The organism is Bifidobacterium sp. ESL1118, from assembly GCF_058505595.1.
The window spans coordinates 784,027-800,289 of the sequence record NZ_CP196371.1; the positions used below are offsets into that span (position 1 = coordinate 784,027).

The 16,263-nt window shown below is 57.2% G+C and carries 12 protein-coding genes and 1 pseudogene; 12 read left to right on the forward strand and 1 reads right to left on the reverse strand.

Going from position 1 to position 16,263, the window contains the following annotated elements; genetic code table 11:
- Nucleotides 1–459: 459 nt before the first annotated feature.
- Nucleotides 460–903: a tripartite tricarboxylate transporter TctB family protein gene (locus tag ACSYSS_RS03040; RefSeq protein ID WP_491704009.1), complete on the forward strand. Its 444-nt coding sequence runs from the start codon at nt 460–462 to the stop codon at nt 901–903.
- 47 nt (nt 904–950) lie between these two features.
- Here the strand turns inward: ACSYSS_RS03040 and ACSYSS_RS03045 are convergent, their stop codons facing one another.
- Nucleotides 951–1,937: an NAD(P)-dependent alcohol dehydrogenase gene (locus tag ACSYSS_RS03045; RefSeq protein ID WP_491704010.1), complete on the reverse strand. Its 987-nt coding sequence runs from the start codon at nt 1,935–1,937 to the stop codon at nt 951–953.
- 185 nt (nt 1,938–2,122) lie between these two features.
- On the opposite strand from ACSYSS_RS03045, the pseudogene ACSYSS_RS03050 reads away from it, so the two are divergent.
- From ACSYSS_RS03050 to pyrF, 11 genes and pseudogenes are all read left to right on the forward strand, one after another.
- Nucleotides 2,123–2,176: pseudogene (locus tag ACSYSS_RS03050) on the forward strand (hypothetical protein); the annotation flags it as partial.
- 99 nt (nt 2,177–2,275) lie between these two features.
- The gene (locus ACSYSS_RS03055) at nt 2,276–2,623 is read left to right on the forward strand and encodes a TetR-like C-terminal domain-containing protein (protein WP_491704196.1); all 348 of its coding nucleotides are present in this window, start codon (nt 2,276–2,278) and stop codon (nt 2,621–2,623) included.
- A 162-nt stretch (nt 2,624–2,785) separates the two neighbouring features.
- Nucleotides 2,786–3,826 (forward strand): tRNA (adenine-N1)-methyltransferase, encoded by a 1,041-nt coding sequence (locus ACSYSS_RS03060; RefSeq protein WP_491704011.1) that lies wholly within the window; start codon nt 2,786–2,788, stop codon nt 3,824–3,826.
- Nucleotides 3,827–4,043: 217 nt separating this feature from the next.
- Nucleotides 4,044–6,359: a 5-methyltetrahydropteroyltriglutamate--homocysteine S-methyltransferase gene (metE, locus tag ACSYSS_RS03065; RefSeq protein WP_491704012.1), complete on the forward strand. Its 2,316-nt coding sequence runs from the start codon at nt 4,044–4,046 to the stop codon at nt 6,357–6,359.
- Between the two features lie 221 nt (nt 6,360–6,580).
- Nucleotides 6,581–7,429 (forward strand): methylenetetrahydrofolate reductase, encoded by an 849-nt coding sequence (locus ACSYSS_RS03070; protein WP_491704013.1) that lies wholly within the window; start codon nt 6,581–6,583, stop codon nt 7,427–7,429.
- Between the two features lie 309 nt (nt 7,430–7,738).
- Nucleotides 7,739–8,401, forward strand: coding sequence for a hypothetical protein (locus tag ACSYSS_RS03075; protein ID WP_491704014.1), 663 nt, complete (start codon nt 7,739–7,741; stop codon nt 8,399–8,401).
- Nucleotides 8,388–8,672 (forward strand): helix-turn-helix domain-containing protein, encoded by a 285-nt coding sequence (locus tag ACSYSS_RS03080; RefSeq protein ID WP_491704015.1) that lies wholly within the window; start codon nt 8,388–8,390, stop codon nt 8,670–8,672. Before ACSYSS_RS03075 ends, ACSYSS_RS03080 begins: the two co-directional genes overlap by 14 nt.
- Nucleotides 8,673–8,681: 9 nt before the next feature.
- A complete protein-coding gene (locus ACSYSS_RS03085; RefSeq protein WP_491704016.1) occupies nt 8,682–11,981 on the forward strand; it encodes a bifunctional [glutamine synthetase] adenylyltransferase/[glutamine synthetase]-adenylyl-L-tyrosine phosphorylase in 3,300 nt (1,099 codons plus the stop codon).
- A gap of 156 nt (nt 11,982–12,137) precedes the next feature.
- Nucleotides 12,138–13,427, forward strand: a complete 1,290-nt coding sequence (gene pyrB, locus ACSYSS_RS03090; protein ID WP_491704017.1) for an aspartate carbamoyltransferase — start codon at nt 12,138–12,140, stop codon at nt 13,425–13,427.
- Between the two features lie 115 nt (nt 13,428–13,542).
- Complete coding sequence (locus ACSYSS_RS03095; RefSeq protein WP_491704018.1) at nt 13,543–14,988, forward strand: dihydroorotase; 1,446 nt, start codon at nt 13,543–13,545, stop codon at nt 14,986–14,988.
- A gap of 181 nt (nt 14,989–15,169) precedes the next feature.
- A complete protein-coding gene (pyrF, locus tag ACSYSS_RS03100) occupies nt 15,170–16,234 on the forward strand; it encodes an orotidine-5'-phosphate decarboxylase (protein WP_491704019.1) in 1,065 nt (354 codons plus the stop codon).
- Nucleotides 16,235–16,263 lie beyond the last annotated feature (29 nt).

Consider the following 16,263-nt stretch of genomic DNA (forward strand, 5'->3'; position numbering starts at 1 on the left):
TGCGCCTGGCAGACCTGCAGTCGGATTCGTTGCCGCTCCCCGCCGCTGCACGCTTCCAGAGCGAACTGCCGCAGCCCATCGCACCCACCCAGCGTCCGATGGCTCTGCCGAGGGTCTGAGCAGAGTGGAGCAGGAGCCTCCCCGGGTAGATGCCTGGGGAGGCTGCCGGTTAGCCGTTCCTCCTGTGGTCAGTCCACATCGCAACTGCTGCGTCTGACTGATGTGGTGGTGGCGCTGGGCGTTCCTGCGTTCTAGCCTGCTCGTTAGGCAGGCTGTCCGCCGCTGAAGCATTCACCGGTCTTTCGGGTGGGAGAATTCTCAAAGCTGTGCCTTTGTTGTTGGGTGGTTGGCGGGGCTTGGGCTAGACTATGACATATTGAACATGTGATATTTCATGGTAAGTATCGTGCTAGCCGCTCTCTTCGCGGGGTGCGGCTGAGAAGTTGAAAGGATGTCGGTATGCCGAATCGTGCTGAACGTAGGGCTCAGGCCAAGCGGAGCCGTAGGGGAATCGAGCCCGAGGAACGGGTTCGGGGTCGCAACGACGAGATCAATGAGTACGCACTTCAGGAACGTTCCCGCCATCTGCAGGAGTCGGGCGATGTGGAGTGGAAGCCTTCGGGTGGTTCGATTGTCAATCTCGATGATGTGGCCAGCGCGGCCAAGAAGCCGAAGTCGGTCGGTTCACCGCATTCGCTGCGTCAGTGGTTCCGCGTAGTCACATGGGCGCTCATTCTGATCTCCGCTATCGCCTTCCTCATTGTGATGTGGCTGCCCAAGCACCCGATGTGGCTCATCATGACGGTCTCCATCATCTTTGTGGTCGGTGTGCTGAGCCTCTTCTTCACCGCCGGCGATCCGAAGAACAACCCGAACCTGGATGCCAACGGCACCGCCGTGTGAGTGAGCCCAGTCGGTTCTGTAGGCCTGGGTTCAAGAACGATCTCTATTCAGAAATCCATGGTAACCGCAGTCTTACCACTGGCGTGGTTGGCAACGACTTCGTCGATGGCCTGTCTTACGTCGTGAATGGAGCAGACGCGCTCCACATAGGGCTTGACTTTGCCTTGCTTGGCGAGTTCTGCAATCTCGGGCATGTAACGTTCCTTGACGTTGCTTGCGTACAGCGTGGAGCCCAATGTCTTGCCTGACCCCAGTGCAGCCAATGGTCCCAGCAAACTCATCATGGCTTGCTTCGTACCTCCAATTGCCACATACGTCCCGTGCGGCTTCAGCAGGTGTTTGTAGACGTTCAATGGGTTATAGCCGTTCACCGCGATGATGGCGTCGTATGGACCGGTTTTAGTGAAATCATCACGTTTATAATCGATGACGCGAGCAGCGCCCATTGTTGAGGCCACATCGACGTTTCTGGTGCTACAAACGGCGGTGACATTTGCGCCGGTTGCCACGGCGAATTGCAGTGCGAACTGACCGACTCCTCCCGATGCGCCATACACAAGCACATCCTGGCCGGCACGGATATCGGCTTTTTTGACGGCACCCATCGCGGTGATACCGCCGACTGGTATAACCGCAGCCTCTTCGAACGACAGGTTCGCCGGTTTCCTGCACACGCTGACGGCGTCTGCCAATGCGAATTGTGCCCAGCCGCCGATCATGCCGGTCAAGGTCGGGGCGAAAACCTTGTCGCCTTTGCTGAAATTTTTGACATCAGGACCAACGGTTTCCACGATGCCTGCGATCTCGCCTCCTAGGGGCTGACCGATGGCTCCGGTCATCCTATCCATCAGTCTTGTTCCCAAACTGATCTTGCCATGTGCGGTGAACGATGCGAACCGGTTATAGTCGCCGATGTTGAGCGAGGATGCCGCCACTTTGATCAGCACTTGCCTTGCGGATGGGGTGGGTTTGTCTGTTTCATCTTCTCTAAGAACAGCGGTTGCGCCGGGTTGTGTATAAATCATCGCCTTCATCGGGTCTTCTCCTTTTTTTCTTTAGAACTGTCACAATTGTGACATAATATGATTTGCTAGTTTATTCAGAGGAGGCGCGCCCGGTCAATTTCCGTGACACGGTTCTAGGGGAAGTGTGACATATGAAAACCAGACGTACACGATTCTCGAGTGAGAGAAAACTGACAGCGGCATTATTTGCGTTGATGCAAGTGAAACCGTATTCGGATATCTCGATATCCGGATTGACTCAACAGGCGGGACTTTCGAGGCGAACCTTCTATCGTCATTTCTCCGGTATGGATGACGTGCTGGATCGAGCGTTTGTGGGTTTCGCCAGTGAATTTTGTAATTTTGCAATGGTGCGGCCTCATACCCATTTCGAAGATTTTGCGCTTTCTCTGTTCACGTTCTGGTCGTCAAAACTGCATGTGCTGGAACTGCTTAAACGCAATGGGTTGTTGACCCGTGAATTGCAGACGTTCATGACTGAGTTGTTCCGTCTGCTGCTGCCCGATGTGGGAGAGGGAAAGGAGGAAAACAAACGTAGTGAGGCTTATGAGTTTGGGGCGTATTTCACCGCGGGTGCCTTGGTCGGGTTGCTGACCAGGTGGGTGCAGGGTGGGGGAGTGCAGACAGCCGAGAGCATGGCCTCGCTGGTCAGGTTGATGGCGGTTCATCTCGCCACCGGTGCACGTCTGAACTGAGAATGCCGTAAAAGGTGGCGATGTAATCTCAACCTACCAAAATCGACATTTGGTGTCGCAAAAGGTAGGAGGAAGGGGCGACCGTCGTGTGACGGGACAGCTATGACCAGGGTTTGCGACACCATGGACTTCTGGAAATGTTCAGTGTGAGGATGGGAGAACATGGTCAGTCACGGTGTGCTCAAGGTGGGCGAGAAGGTGCAGTTCACGGACCGCAAGGGCAATAAGATCACGGCCCAGCTTGTCACTGGTGGCACCACGCAGACTTCGCGTGGCATCATCCTTCACGACGATGTGATCGGCAAGACCGAGGGGATTGTGGTCACCACAGTGCGCGCCAAGCGTGAGAACATAGGTGAGCGCGACCAAGCCAAGCCATGGAAGGCGGCCAAGGCCATCGGCGGATGGGATTTCGCCGTCATGAGGCCGCGGCTGGCGGACTATGTGCTTTCCATGCCACGCGGAGCCCAGATCATGTATCCCAAAGACATTGCACAGGTCGTTCAGCTTGGCGACATCCGTACAGGCATGCGAGTGCTTGAGTCCGGCGCGGGGTCGGGTGCGATGAGCATCAATCTGCTTGATGCGGTAGGCGAGGGTGGCAGCCTGACCACCATCGAGATGCGTCCGGAGTTCGCAAAAGTGGCCCAGGCCAATGCCACCTTGTATTTTGGCAAGGCTCCGGCTTGGTGGGATTTGCGTACCGGTGATTTCGACAGCGTAGCCGCAACATTGCCGGCGCATTCCTACGACCGCATTGTGCTCGACATGCTCGATCCTTGGAATCGACTTGACCAGGCTTGGCGCGTCATGGAGCCCGGCGGTGTGCTCACCGTCTACATCACCACCACCACGCAGATGAGCCGGTTGTGTGAGGCTCTGCGGTCGGCTGGAACCTGGACCGAACCGGACGTGCAGGAGACCTTCGAGCGTAACTGGAAGGCGCAGGGGTTGGCTGTGCGTCCGGACCACGAGATGATCGGGCATACCGGTTTTCTGATCATCTCGCGCGCCATGGCCGAGGGATTCGAGGCTCTGCGCAAACGGGACCACGCCACCAAGGACACGCAGACCGATATCGACTCGATGAGCGAGGAAGAGCGTGCCAAGCGCCTGAAGGACCTTGAGCTGCGTGACATCTCCGACCGCAAGCTGCGCCACGTCCTGCGCGACCTGGACGACCAGTTGGGTAATCTTCAGTAGATGCCGCTACCGATCGCGACACGTAATGACGCGATCGGTAGGGAGAGGGGGAAGGATGATGGGCGGTCGGTTTCCCTCACTCATATATTTTCCTCACCCATCTATATAACTTCAGGTTATAACGACACCTCAGCTTCTCTGATGCCGGTTTGGCGCAGTTGTTTGGTATCCTCGAAGCAGTGAATCGTCGGATTTGAAGGAAAAGGATAGAGGATATATGACCGTTACAACATCGGTATCGGGGTTCCCGCGCATCGGCCGCAACCGTGAGCTCAAGAAGTCAATCGAAGCCTATTGGAAGGGGAAGGCGACGCTTGACGACGTGCGAGCTACCGCCAAGGCCTTACGTGCCAGCCATTGGAAGATCCAGAAGGCCGCAGGCGTGGACCTTATTCCCAGTAACGATTTCAGCTATTACGACCAGATGCTCGACACAGCCATCATGCTTGGCGCGGTTCCTCAGCGCTACCAGCGTCTCGCCTTCGAGAACCCTGAGGAGACTCTGTTCGCCATGGGCCGTGGTTACCAGGGCAAGAAGGGTGATGTCACCGCACTGCCGATGAAGAAGTGGTTCACCACCAACTACCATTATCTTGTTCCCGAGATTGGGCCGGATACCCGGATCAAGCTTAATTCCACCAAACAGTTTGATGAGTTCAACGAGGCCAAGGCACTCGGCATCGTCACCAAGCCGGTGCTCATCGGACCGTACACATTCCTCAAGCTCGCGCGGAACCCTCAGGCCGAGGAACTTGAGATTGACCGTGGACTCATCAATTCCGTGGCGGCGGTCTACGCCGGAATCCTTGGCAAGTTTGCGGAGCTCGGAGCTCAATGGGTGCAATTCGACGAGCCATACCTGGTGCTTGACAAGCAAAACGGCGATGTGGAGCTCTTCAAGGCCCTCTATTCCGCCATTCTTCCTGCACGCAAGGGTGCCAACGGCAGTGTGAAGTTGCTGCTCAACACCTATTTTGGCCATATCGCCGACATCTACGAAACAGTCAACTTCCTCGGTTTCGACGGCATCGGCCTCGACTTTGTGGAGGGGCGCGACGAGAACCTGGCTGCGCTCAAGGAGTACGGTGTGGCCGAAAGCACCACCATCTTTGCCGGTGTGGTGAGTGGGCGCAACATCTGGCGCAACGACTACGCCGACAGTCTCGGCGTGCTCGACGCCATCCGCACCGTTACCCCCAATGTGGCCGTCTCCACCGCCTCCTCGCTGCTGCATGTGCCGTTCAGCACACAAGGCGAGGATGGGCTCGATTCCAAGGTGCTGCGTCACTTCGCCTTCGCCGTCGAGAAGTTGGGTGAGCTGGGTGAGATCGCCGCTCTGGCGGATGCCAATGACGGCGCTCGCAAGGCGTCGAAGGAACTCGCCGCCAACCAGGCGCTGTTTGATGGTACCCGCGTGGCCGCCGATCCCGCGGTCACGGAGCGCTTGAGCAAGCTCACCAAGGCTGATTTCACCCGCAAGCCCGCACGCGCCGAGCGCCGCAAGGCCCAGCACGAGGCACTTGGTCTGCCCGAGCTGCCGACCACCACGATTGGTTCCTTCCCTCAGACCCGGGAGATCCGTTCCGAGCGCGCCAAGCTGCGTCACGGCGAGATTTCGCAGGAGGAGTATGACAAGTTCATCGCCTCTCAGATTGACGAGGTCATCAAACACCAGGAGCAGATTGGCCTGGATGTGCTTGTCCACGGCGAGTTTGAGCGCAACGACATGGTCGAGTACTTTGGACAGCACTTGAACGGCTTCCTCTTCACCAAGAATGCATGGGTACAGTCCTATGGCACCCGTTGTGTCAAGCCCCCCATTGTCTGGGGTGACGTCTCCCGTGCCGAGCCCATCACCGTCCGCTGGAGCAAATACGCCCAGAGCCGCACGAAACATGTGGTCAAAGGCATGCTCACCGGCCCGGTGACCATTTTGAACTGGTCCTGGCCGCGCGAGGATGTGAGCCACGAGGTGCAGACCCAGCAACTGGCGCTCGCCATCCGCGACGAGGTGCTTGATCTGGAGGCAGCCGGCATCAAGGTCATCCAGATTGACGAGGCCGCGCTGCGTGAGAAGCTGCCGCTGCGCCGGTCCGACTGGCACAAGAAGTACCTCGACTGGGCCATTCCCGCCTTCCGTCTGGTGCACTCCGGCGTCAAGCCGACCACGCAGATTCACACCCACATGTGCTATTCGGAGTTCAACGACATCATCAAGGACATCGACAACATGGACGCGGACGTCATCTCGTTCGAGGCGTCCCGTGGCGATTTGGTGGTGCTTGATGCCATTCAGGAGACGCACTTCGAGACCGAGGTGGGCCCGGGTGTCTACGACATCCACTCGCCACGCATCCCCAGCACAGCCGAGCTGGTCGACCGCATTCACGCCATCCTCAAGAAGGCCGAGCCCAGCCGCGTCTGGATCAACCCCGACTGTGGGTTGAAGACCCGCGGCAACGAGGAGACCTGGCCAAGCCTGGAGCACATGGTGGAGGCCACCAAGCAGGTGCGTGCCGAACTGGCGAAGTAGCTGCGAAGACGGCTCGCGGTGCGCTGAGCTGAGCTTGCGGAACAGTTGCAAGCCGTGCCGTGCCAATAAAAATTGAACAAATGAGATAATTATTTGAGCAGCCCGATTAAACCGGGTTGCTCAAATGGTATAGGGGCCTTGGATGGCTTGATACAGTACAATGCAGACTGCTATTGTGATCCAGGCTGTAGAGCAATGGAAGTGAAGGAAGTTTACCAGCAATGCACTCGCCGATTTTTTCGCTTGAGGTCTTTCCGCCGAACACCAAGACCTCGGTCAACACCATCTACGACACGATGGACGGCCTGAAAGAGGTGAATCCCGACTTCGTCTCCGTGACGTACGGCCACGGCGCATTCAAAGACAGGACCCGCACCGCTCGCATCGCCGCAACCATTCATCGTGAGTATGGTCTGCCGGTGGTGGCGCATCTGACGGCGCTCTACAGTGATGAGGCCATTGTCGACCAAGCGCTTGAATACTTCCACGAGGCCAAGGTGGCCGGCATTCTGGCCCTGCGTGGTGACCCAGTGGAGGGCAATGAACCGTGCGGCGTGTTCGAGCACGCCAGTGATCTGGTTTCCTACATTCGGCGCACTGATCCGGATATGCCAGTCTTCGGTGCCTGCTACCCAGAGGGGCACATGGAGTGCTCATGCATCGAAGACGATATTGTGAACCTGAAGAAAAAGGTGAACGCAGGTGCCACGCATCTGCTGTCCCAATTGTTCTACAATAACGATGATTTCTATCATTTTCTGGATTTGGCTCGCGATGCTGGCATCACCGTGCCGATTGAAGCGGGCATCATGCCGGTGATCAATGCCCGCAACGTGGCCACTATGAACCAACGCAACGACACCACGGTGGCCCCTGCGTTGCAGCGCATGATCGACCGCTGGGGGAGCGACCCCAAGGCGCTGCGCCAGGCCGGCGTGGCCTATGCCTCCGAGCAGATCGCAGACCTCGTGGCCCACGGCGTGGACGGCATCCACCTCTACACCATGAACCGCCCGAGCGTGGCCCGTGGCATCTGGGAGAACGTGGAAGGGCTGTTCGAATACGAATAAAGTGCTTGCCTTCATATCTATCGACCGTTGGTGGTGCACAACAGGATGCCTTCTGACGGTATATCGGGTGTGGGGAAGCTGAGAGCTGAGGTTCGGTAGGCACAGACAGTTGCCTTTATATTAATGGTTTCGCCTGCAACGTTGGTGAGTAATGGCTATTGATATAGGGGTTATGATTAATAATCGTTATTGATTTATGATATATAGTTATCGAAAATATTTATACTATGATTGTTAATCATAAATTGATTATCGTTAAACGATATGTTATAGTCTTCTTGTTGTTGAAAATTATGTAAAGGAGACATTATGTATCGACCTTCTAAAATTGACCGATTCCTGCTCGGGCTGGCCCATGTACTTGAAATCATCAATTGGCTTGTAGCAGTGTTTGCTGTGCTTGCACTGGCTCCGACGGTTGTGCAGCGTGCATTCTTCACCGTGTTCGGTTTTCACGACTCTTGGTTTACTTCGATTTATGGATGGAGCTTGAACGCATCTGGTCTAGGTGCGGTCAATGAGGGGCAGCGTGTCGTATTCCTTCTCTGCTCGATGCTGGCAGGTGTTCTGTTTGCCATGGCCTGCCATTACACTGCGGTGCTGCTGTCGTACACTGGCCCATTGTTCAGACACGGCAGCGGCAGTAGCCCGGAGCATCACAATATCACACCGTTTACGCAGGCGAACGTACGCAATATCCGTCACATCGCCAACTATCTGTTGGCTGTTGGTATCACTCAGGCCGTATTGGAATTTTCCCTAGGTTTCTTTCAGGAGGCGATTGACGAGTCGGCACGCATTGCGCCTGCGGATGGTGCTCTTGAACTCACTCAGGACTACAATCCGTTCCCGGGCATCGAAGGAGGCAATCTGGCTATCGTATTGATTCTCGTTGCTGTGCTCGTCTTCTGCATTGCGCGTATGTTTGAATATGGTGTGAAGCTGCAGGAGGCCGACGATGAGCTTATCTGAAACGAATGAAACGGCGCCAGGGGCTTCGGAAGGTCGTATCGAGCTAAAGCTGGATCTCCTCATGGTGGAACGACATATCAGTCTGAAGGATTTGGCCGAACAAGTCGGCATCTCGAACGTCAATCTTTCCAAGATTAAGAACAACCGCGTTGCCGCCATACGTTTTTCCACCCTTGCCGGCATCTGCAAGGTGCTTGGCTGCCAGCCCGGTGACCTATTGGAATACGTGCCTGGAGAAGCTTCGGACAGCGGCGAGTATGGTACGGAGTAATTTGGGTATATGGAAGTAACGTCGGAGAAAGCACCTGCCCGTGAGCTCATACGGGCAGGTTTGCATGACTTGGACATGGCGCGCTCATGTTTTGCCCAATTGCGGCACATTGGATTTGTGGATGCCGATTTAGCGGTGCTGCTGGATGCATTGGAAGACTCATGTGAGCCTGACACAGCCCTGCGTAATCTGACAGGAATCATAGAGGCAGCACAACATGATTGCAAGTCGGCCGGGGAAGGCAAAACTCGTTCAGTGCATCTTACAGATGATGTCAACGCTGTCCGACGGCTGGTTCGTGTGCTTGGGGCATCCGATGCCATGGGCAGACTCATGGGTACTCGGCCGGAATTGGTTACCGCGGCCACGCGTGACCCTTGTGGCAGCGTACAGTGGAGTAAGCCGAAACGTATTGAGTGCCTGCTCGCTGCTATAGGTTTGTGCGGCGAGCATTCGCCTGATGGGCAAGACGATGATATGGGCATTAAACCCTTTGATGATGCGGTTTCGGCGCTAAGAAGCTCATATTATGATCAGTTGGCGGCGATCATGGCGTTCGATCTCGATGCCGATGACCAGTTGAAGGTTCAGCCGGACGTGAGCCGCAGGCTCTCCGACTTGGCCGATGCCACGCTCGAGGCGGCGCTCGCCATTGCGCGCTCGCAGGTCAAGGGCAGTGAGCATTGCCGGCTCGCCGTCATCGCGATGGGCAAGCTCGGGGCGCAGGAACTCAACTACGTCTCAGATGTTGATCTCATGTATGTGGTGGAGCCGACTGAATTGCCTGAACAATCCCAACAGGCTGGAGCAGAGCAGATTGAGCCATCGCAACGAGCCGATGCTCAATCGGGGAACGGACCCTCACTGAACGACTCTTCTTCCCTTGAAACGTCATTTTCTAGGCAGATCAGCACCGCCGAGCTCACGCGCATCGGCACGCAGATGGTCAAGTGCCTTCAGAATGTGTGCCAAGGTACCATCCCCGGTGTCACTGAACCTCCGCTGTGGCAGGTCGATGCCAACCTACGGCCTGAGGGCAAAGATGGAGTTCTGGTGCGTAGGCTCGACGGCTATCGTAGCTATTACGAGAAATGGGCGAAGAACTGGGAGTTCCAGGCGCTGCTCAAGGCCCGCGCTGCGGCTGGTGACGCGGAACTTGGCGCGCAGTTCGAGGCAATGACCCAGCCCATGGTATGGCAGGCCTCCAGGCGCAAGAACTTCGTATACGACTGCCAGAAAATGCGTATGCGTGTCGAGGCCAACATCGATCCGAACCTCAAAGACAGGGAGATCAAACTTGGTAAAGGCGGGCTGCGCGATGTGGAATTCACCGTGCAGATGCTCCAGTTGGTGCATGGCCGCGTCGACGGGACGCTGAGGAGGCGCGCCACGTTGGATGCGCTTGCCGCGCTCACGGATGGCGGTTACGTCTCGCGCAAGCAGGCCGAGCGGCTGGGCCAGGACTATCGTTTCGAGCGGGTCATGGAGCATCGTCAGCAGATGTGGCAGCTCAAGCGGACGCATCTGTTTCCTGACTTGGGTAACGAAAACGGTTTTGGCGGTCAAGGTTCGCGTCGTAAGGCCAGTGCGGAGCAGATAGCAGGCAATGCCGATCTGCGTCGCCTGGGACGTGCGTTCGGTCTGTTGCCGGACCAGATGCTGCAGCGCTACGACGAGGTGCGGCGTGAGGTGAGGCATCTGCACACTGACATCTACTACCGCCCGATGCTGCCCATCAGCGCCCAGCTCAGTGACGACGTGGTGAACCTTGACGAGCGTGCCACGCGTGAGCGTTTTGAGTCTATAGGTTTTCAGGATCCTGAGGCTGCCATGCGGCACGTTCGTGCGCTCACTGACGGGGTTTCACGGGCTGCTCGTATCAATCGCATCCTTTTGCCGGCAGTGCTCGGTTGGTTGGCGAACGGGCAGGATCCGGATATGGGTTTGCTTGGTTGGCGCAAACTTGAGGAGAACTTCGGTGATGGCAGTCCATACTTGGGCTTTCTGCGTGACTCGCCGCAGGCTGCGGAGCGGCTATGCCACGTGCTTTCGAATTCTCGGGTTTTGAGCGATGCGCTCTGCAAATCAGTGGAATCGGTGACCTGGCTGGGAGACGATGAGAAACTGAAGGCACAGAGCCGGGAAAGCCTCGATGTGCGTTGCCGGTCCGCTGCAGCACGGTATGCCGGAGCCGATCACATGGGAGACTTTGCCACGTCGATTCGTGCGATGCGGCGCCGGGAGATCGAACGCATCGGCTTGGGGTGGATGAGCGGTGTGATGACTGACGACGAGTGTCTTGAAGGCATGACTGATGTGGTCGATGCCATGGTGAATTCCGCACTCCAGTGGGCAATAGACAGGCAGGTTACTGAGCGCGGATTGGCTGGCGCTCCGGCTGATATCGCCGTCATTGCCATGGGTCGCTACGGCGGGCGAGAGGTCAACTTCTGCTCCGATGCGGACATGATACTGGTCTACCGGCCGAGCGAAGCATGCCGGATGGGTGGTGCCGCTGATGCTTCCGATGCCGCCAGTGTCGGTTCGGACGCTGCATCCTTCGCGAACGCCGTGGTCGCTGACTTCCGCACCATCCTAGAAGGGCCGGTCAGCCGCGAAACCGACGTTGAATTGGATTTCGATTTGCGTCCTGAAGGCAAGAACGGGCCGATCATCCGTTCCTACGACTCCTGCAAGACGTATTACACGCAGTGGTACAGCACGTGGGAGCGTCAGGCGTTGCTGCGGGCCCGTCGCGTTGCTGGCAGTCGGGCCTTGGGAGAGGACTTCCTCCATGAACTCGCCGACCCGCTGCGGTACCCGGAAAAACCGTTGAGTGCCGAGCAGGTGGCAGAGATCCGCAAGCTCAAGGCTCGTATGGAGGCTGAGCGTTTGCCTCGAGGAGTGAGTCGGGCAAGCCACATCAAGCTCGGCGCGGGAGGCTTGAGCGATGTGGAGTGGACGGTGCAGCTTTTGCAGTTGCAGCACGCCGCGGCAGATGCTGCATTGCGCACTACTTCCACGTTGCAGGCACTGGATGAGCTTGAGACGAGTGGTGTCATCGGGCGCGCCGATGCCGAAACATTGCGTAATGCGTGGCGCATGTGCACCGCCACCCGCAATGGAAACTATCTCTATAGTGGCCGTGTGACCCAGGCCGACATCATTGCCTCCAATCACAGTGCACTCGGTGCCGTGGCCGTGTTCCTTGGCTACGACGCGCACCGGGGGCAGCATTTCGAGAACGATTTGCGTTCTGTTATGCGGCATTGCCGCGTTGTCACCGAGCGCCTGTTCTATGGATTGTAAATGTATCGTAAGTGCCAACAGGTGTCTCGTAAGGTTGGATATCTAATTTGCACTGAATGGTTTCACAATGTTTGGCATTGTTCAACCGCTGTCGAACGATGTCGCTATCGTTATTTAGGTCACGCGAAGTGGCCGCCTTAAGCGAAAGGTGGGCCGTTGTCAGGCAATCAGCAGGCATCAATTCGTAATTCATTTATTTCTCAATCTTCAGTTGGTTCCGGGTCAGGTTCCAGCGGGGGAGCCGGTGATTCCTCCTCGGCTTCATTGATCGGGCACAGCGTGGTGACGTTGGACGACGTTTCCACCGGTCAGATATTGGAATTGATCCACAAAGCGCGATACATCGATTCCAATCGTAGGAAAGTGGCAGGCACCTGCAGTGGCAGAGTGCTTGCCACTTTGTTTTATGAGCCGAGCACTCGTACGCGCCTGAGCTTCGAGACCGCCATGCTGCGCCTGGGCGGGCACGTGGTCGGCTTCCCAAGTGACAAGCTCTCTTCGGCAAGCAAGGGCGAGACCGTCTACGACACGCTCAATGTGGTCTCCAACTATGCCGACGTGGTGGCCATGCGCCACCCGAAGGAAGGTGCGGCGCTGGTGGCTGCCGATGCGTCAAGCGTTCCTGTGATCAACGCAGGGGATGGCGGGCACATGCACCCCACACAGACACTGGCCGACCTTGCCACACTCGAATCGCGTCTTGGCCGTTTCACCGATATGACGGTTGGCTTGTGCGGAGATCTCAAGTTCGGCCGCACCGTGCACTCACTCATTGAGACCCTCTGCCGATTCGGCAATGTCCGGTTCGTGCTCATCAGTCCAAGTGAACTCAAGACTCCTCGCTATGTGCTTGACTTCATTGATGCCAGCCCGACTTGCTCATATGTCGAAACGGCAAGCCTGACAGACGCTATAGGTGATTTGGATGCGCTCTACATGACGCGTGTGCAGCAGGAACGCTTCGAAAACGAGTCTGACTATTTGCGCCTGCGCGACACGTATGTGCTTGATGCGGAGAAGATGGCGCTGGCCAAGCCGCAGATGGCGGTTCTGCACCCGTTGCCTCGAGTCAATGAGATTGCCAAGGAAGTGGATCGCGACCCTCGCGCCGCCTATTTCGAGCAGACCAAACAGGGCATGCTCATGCGCATGGCGCTGGAGAGCTCGGTGCTCGGCGACGAGTTGGAAGACTACGAACCGCTGGACGGCTCGAACGATAAGACGGTGCGTGACGACAACATTGGAATCGAGGAAGCTGAATTCCCTGGATATAGCGTCGAGAATTCGCAGATGCGATTGGCGAGGTCCAAGCCTCTGCAAGGGTCACACTGCCCCAACCCCCGCTGCATCACGACGATCGAGATTGGTTTGGAGCAACAGTATTATGTTGCCGCCACCGCGCATGGCGAGCGGCGTTGCGTCTACTGTGATACTCAGTTGGGCTAATCGAGGTCTTGGCAATGTCCATGTCGATATTGTGGAATGCCAACTCGCGCAATGTGTCTGAGTTGCAACTCGGCTGACGTATATGACGTATAGGAAGGCGAAAGGAGGGGCGAACATGCTCAAGTTATGTGGCGTCCACATCTGGGATACCGGTGAGGCAATCGACTGCATCATAGACGGTCCCGACGCAAAGCGTTCCCTCGTGGAGCCCGGCTCGGTGAGCGTCGGCGGCGTCGATGCTTCGGGCCTTACTCTTGCTCCAGGTTTGACTGACCCCCACGTCCACTTCCGTGACCCCGGGCAGACTGAGAAGGAAACGATGGTGACCGGTGCTCAGGCGGCGGCCTCGGGCGGATACACCGATGTGCTCATCATGCCCAACACCGAGCCGGCTGCGGACGGTGAACGTGTGTTGAAGGTCGAATCGCCTGGTGCATATGAGGTCAAGGCGGCTGGAGTCGGTTCGGTGCTGGAATACCTTGATGCCTATGAGGCTGAGCGCGGTGTGAAGCTTCCCGTTCGTTATGCCCTGTCGATTTGTGCAACGGTCGGCCGCAGGGGGAGACGAGCCACAAGTGCCGCAGATATTGCCGGGTTTGGTGGATTGCGGCACCGGCTTGCCGCCATCACGGATGATGGTTCCGCCATCTCTTCGGAAACACTGAGCCAAGTGCTGGCCACTTCGAAAGCCACAGGCCTGCCCGTCTTGGAGCATTGCGAACACCACGAAAACGGTGTGATGAACGAAGGCGCGGTGAACCGAGATCTAGGGGTTCCAGGGGTGCCGGCCTCCACCGAGTTGGCCATTGTGGAACGAGACATCGACGCGACAAGACGAACCGGCGTCCATATTCACTTCCAGCATGTGAGCACTGCTGCAGCGTTCGATGCCATACGCAAGGCCAAGGCTGCAGGGTTGCCGGTTACTTGTGAGACCGCGCCACACTATTTGGCGCTCTGCGACGAGGATGTGCAGCGCTATGGCGCGATGGCGAAGATGAATCCGCCGCTGCGCTCGCGGGCTGACCGTGAGGCCACGCTTCAAGCCGTGTCCGATGGCACGGTCGATATGATTGCCACTGATCATGCGCCGCACACTGATGCCGATAAGGCAGGAGGGCTGCTTGACGCCCCGAACGGCATCATCGGGCTGGAAACCGCCTATGGGGTGTGCCATGCGGCATTGGTCGATGCCGGAATCATCAGTGAGCGCCGGCTTGTTGAACTCATGTCCATTGCCCCTGTGCGGTTGATGGGCAGCGAACCTACGGATATCAGGGCTTTGCTTGATGAGGTGACCCGGCATTCGCCGGGTGGCGTCGACAGGAACGCCACCCGTGTACTTGACCTTCGAACAGTGGAACATCCCGAGGGTGTGAACTTAGTCCTCCTTGACAATTCCCGAAGCTGGACTATCGACCCGAGTCGCTTTCATTCGAAGGCGCGTAACACCCCGTTCGCCGGTTGGTCAGTAACTGGGCTGCCGTTGGCCACAGTTCTCGGCGGAAAGCTGTGCATGAGCCGTATTCCCTGCACACTGGTGGAAGCAGGATCTGGCTGAAAAATGTACCCACTAAGGAAAGTATTGATCAAACCGGGTACGTTTCAGTCGAAATTGAGCTGTTTCGTGACTGAACCGTACACGGTTGAGAGAGGAACCACTGTACTGGGTACGTTACAGTCGATGATGTTGAGCTTGCCTGCGACCGAAATGTGCATGACTCGAAGAAGGAAGGAACATCTTGGACAGACTGATTGAGGCCATCGCAGCCAAAGACAACCCCAGCATCGTGGGGCTAGACCCCACTGAATCCGTCGTGCCGCCGCAAGTCATCAGCGGGCTTGGCGAACAGATGGGTGAGTGCGAAACGAGTGCACTGGTTAAGAAGTCTGGTGCTCTTAAGGCTCATGGCGTTGATGTCCCACATGCTCCAGATGCCGGCGATGTGGACGATGCAGTGGGGCCAAGCCCCGCTTACCCCGTAGCCCAAGTGGTGTCCGCGTTCTATGACTTCAATCGTGCCATCATCGATGCGGTGAAGGATGTGGTCCCAGCCGTGAAACCTCAGATCGCCATGTATGAGGCTTATGGCTCGATTGGCATCGACATCTACCGCCTGACGTGTGAGTATGCGCGGAAGGCAGGCCTGTATGTCCTCGGTGACATCAAACGCGGCGACATCGGTTCCACTGCAGCTGCCTACGCCAAACACCTGACCGGCATCAACCATCGAAAAGACGACTATAACGGCCAGCCGTGGGCTGAGGATGCCGTCACCGTCAACCCATACTTCGGAACGGATGGCATCACGCCATTCATCGACGCAGCAGCCGAAGCGGACAAGGACGTGTTTGCGCTGGTGCGCACCTCGAACCCCTCCAGCAAGGAAATCCAGGAACTCGAGCTCGCGCGTGGTGGGCGATTGTACGAGCATGTGGCCGACCTAGTGGAAGGCTGGGGCTCTTCGAGCATCGGCTCGCATGGCTATTCGTGCCTGGCGGCGGTGGTGGGTGCCACGCACCCCAAGCAAGGGCGTGAACTCCGAAGGCGCATGCCGCACACGTTCTTCCTGGTTCCCGGCTATGGCGCTCAAGGCGGAACTGCAGCGGATGTTGCGGGCATGTTCGACTCGCATGCTTCCGGAGCAGTCGTCAATTCATCGCGCGGCATCATCGGCGCCTGGCGCAAGTCCGGAGAGTTCAGCCCCGATATGAACAGGGAAGAAGCCCTTGATCTGGCGGGTCGATCCGCTCGCGCAGCTGCCATTGCCATGCGAGATGCCCTCAATGAGACCTTGAGGGGGTAAGAATGTACATTAGCGAAGAGAAAACCAGC

Bases quoted from the DNA above. Each gene is read 5' to 3' on its own strand.
- ACSYSS_RS03070 (WP_491704013.1), top strand. From the start codon at position 6,581: ATGCACTCGCCGATTTTTTCGCTTGAGGTCTTTCCGCCGAACACCAAG.
- ACSYSS_RS03040 (WP_491704009.1), top strand. From the start codon at position 460: ATGCCGAATCGTGCTGAACGTAGGGCTCAGGCCAAGCGGAGCCGTAGG.
- ACSYSS_RS03060 (WP_491704011.1), top strand. From the start codon at position 2,786: ATGGTCAGTCACGGTGTGCTCAAGGTGGGCGAGAAGGTGCAGTTCACG.
- ACSYSS_RS03055 (WP_491704196.1), top strand. From the start codon at position 2,276: ATGGTGCGGCCTCATACCCATTTCGAAGATTTTGCGCTTTCTCTGTTC.
- metE (WP_491704012.1), top strand. From the start codon at position 4,044: ATGACCGTTACAACATCGGTATCGGGGTTCCCGCGCATCGGCCGCAAC.
- ACSYSS_RS03080 (WP_491704015.1), top strand. From the start codon at position 8,388: ATGAGCTTATCTGAAACGAATGAAACGGCGCCAGGGGCTTCGGAAGGT.
- ACSYSS_RS03075 (WP_491704014.1), top strand. From the start codon at position 7,739: ATGTATCGACCTTCTAAAATTGACCGATTCCTGCTCGGGCTGGCCCAT.
- ACSYSS_RS03095 (WP_491704018.1), top strand. From the start codon at position 13,543: ATGCTCAAGTTATGTGGCGTCCACATCTGGGATACCGGTGAGGCAATC.
- ACSYSS_RS03085 (WP_491704016.1), top strand. From the start codon at position 8,682: ATGGAAGTAACGTCGGAGAAAGCACCTGCCCGTGAGCTCATACGGGCA.
- ACSYSS_RS03045 (WP_491704010.1), bottom strand. From the start codon at position 1,937: ATGAAGGCGATGATTTATACACAACCCGGCGCAACCGCTGTTCTTAGA.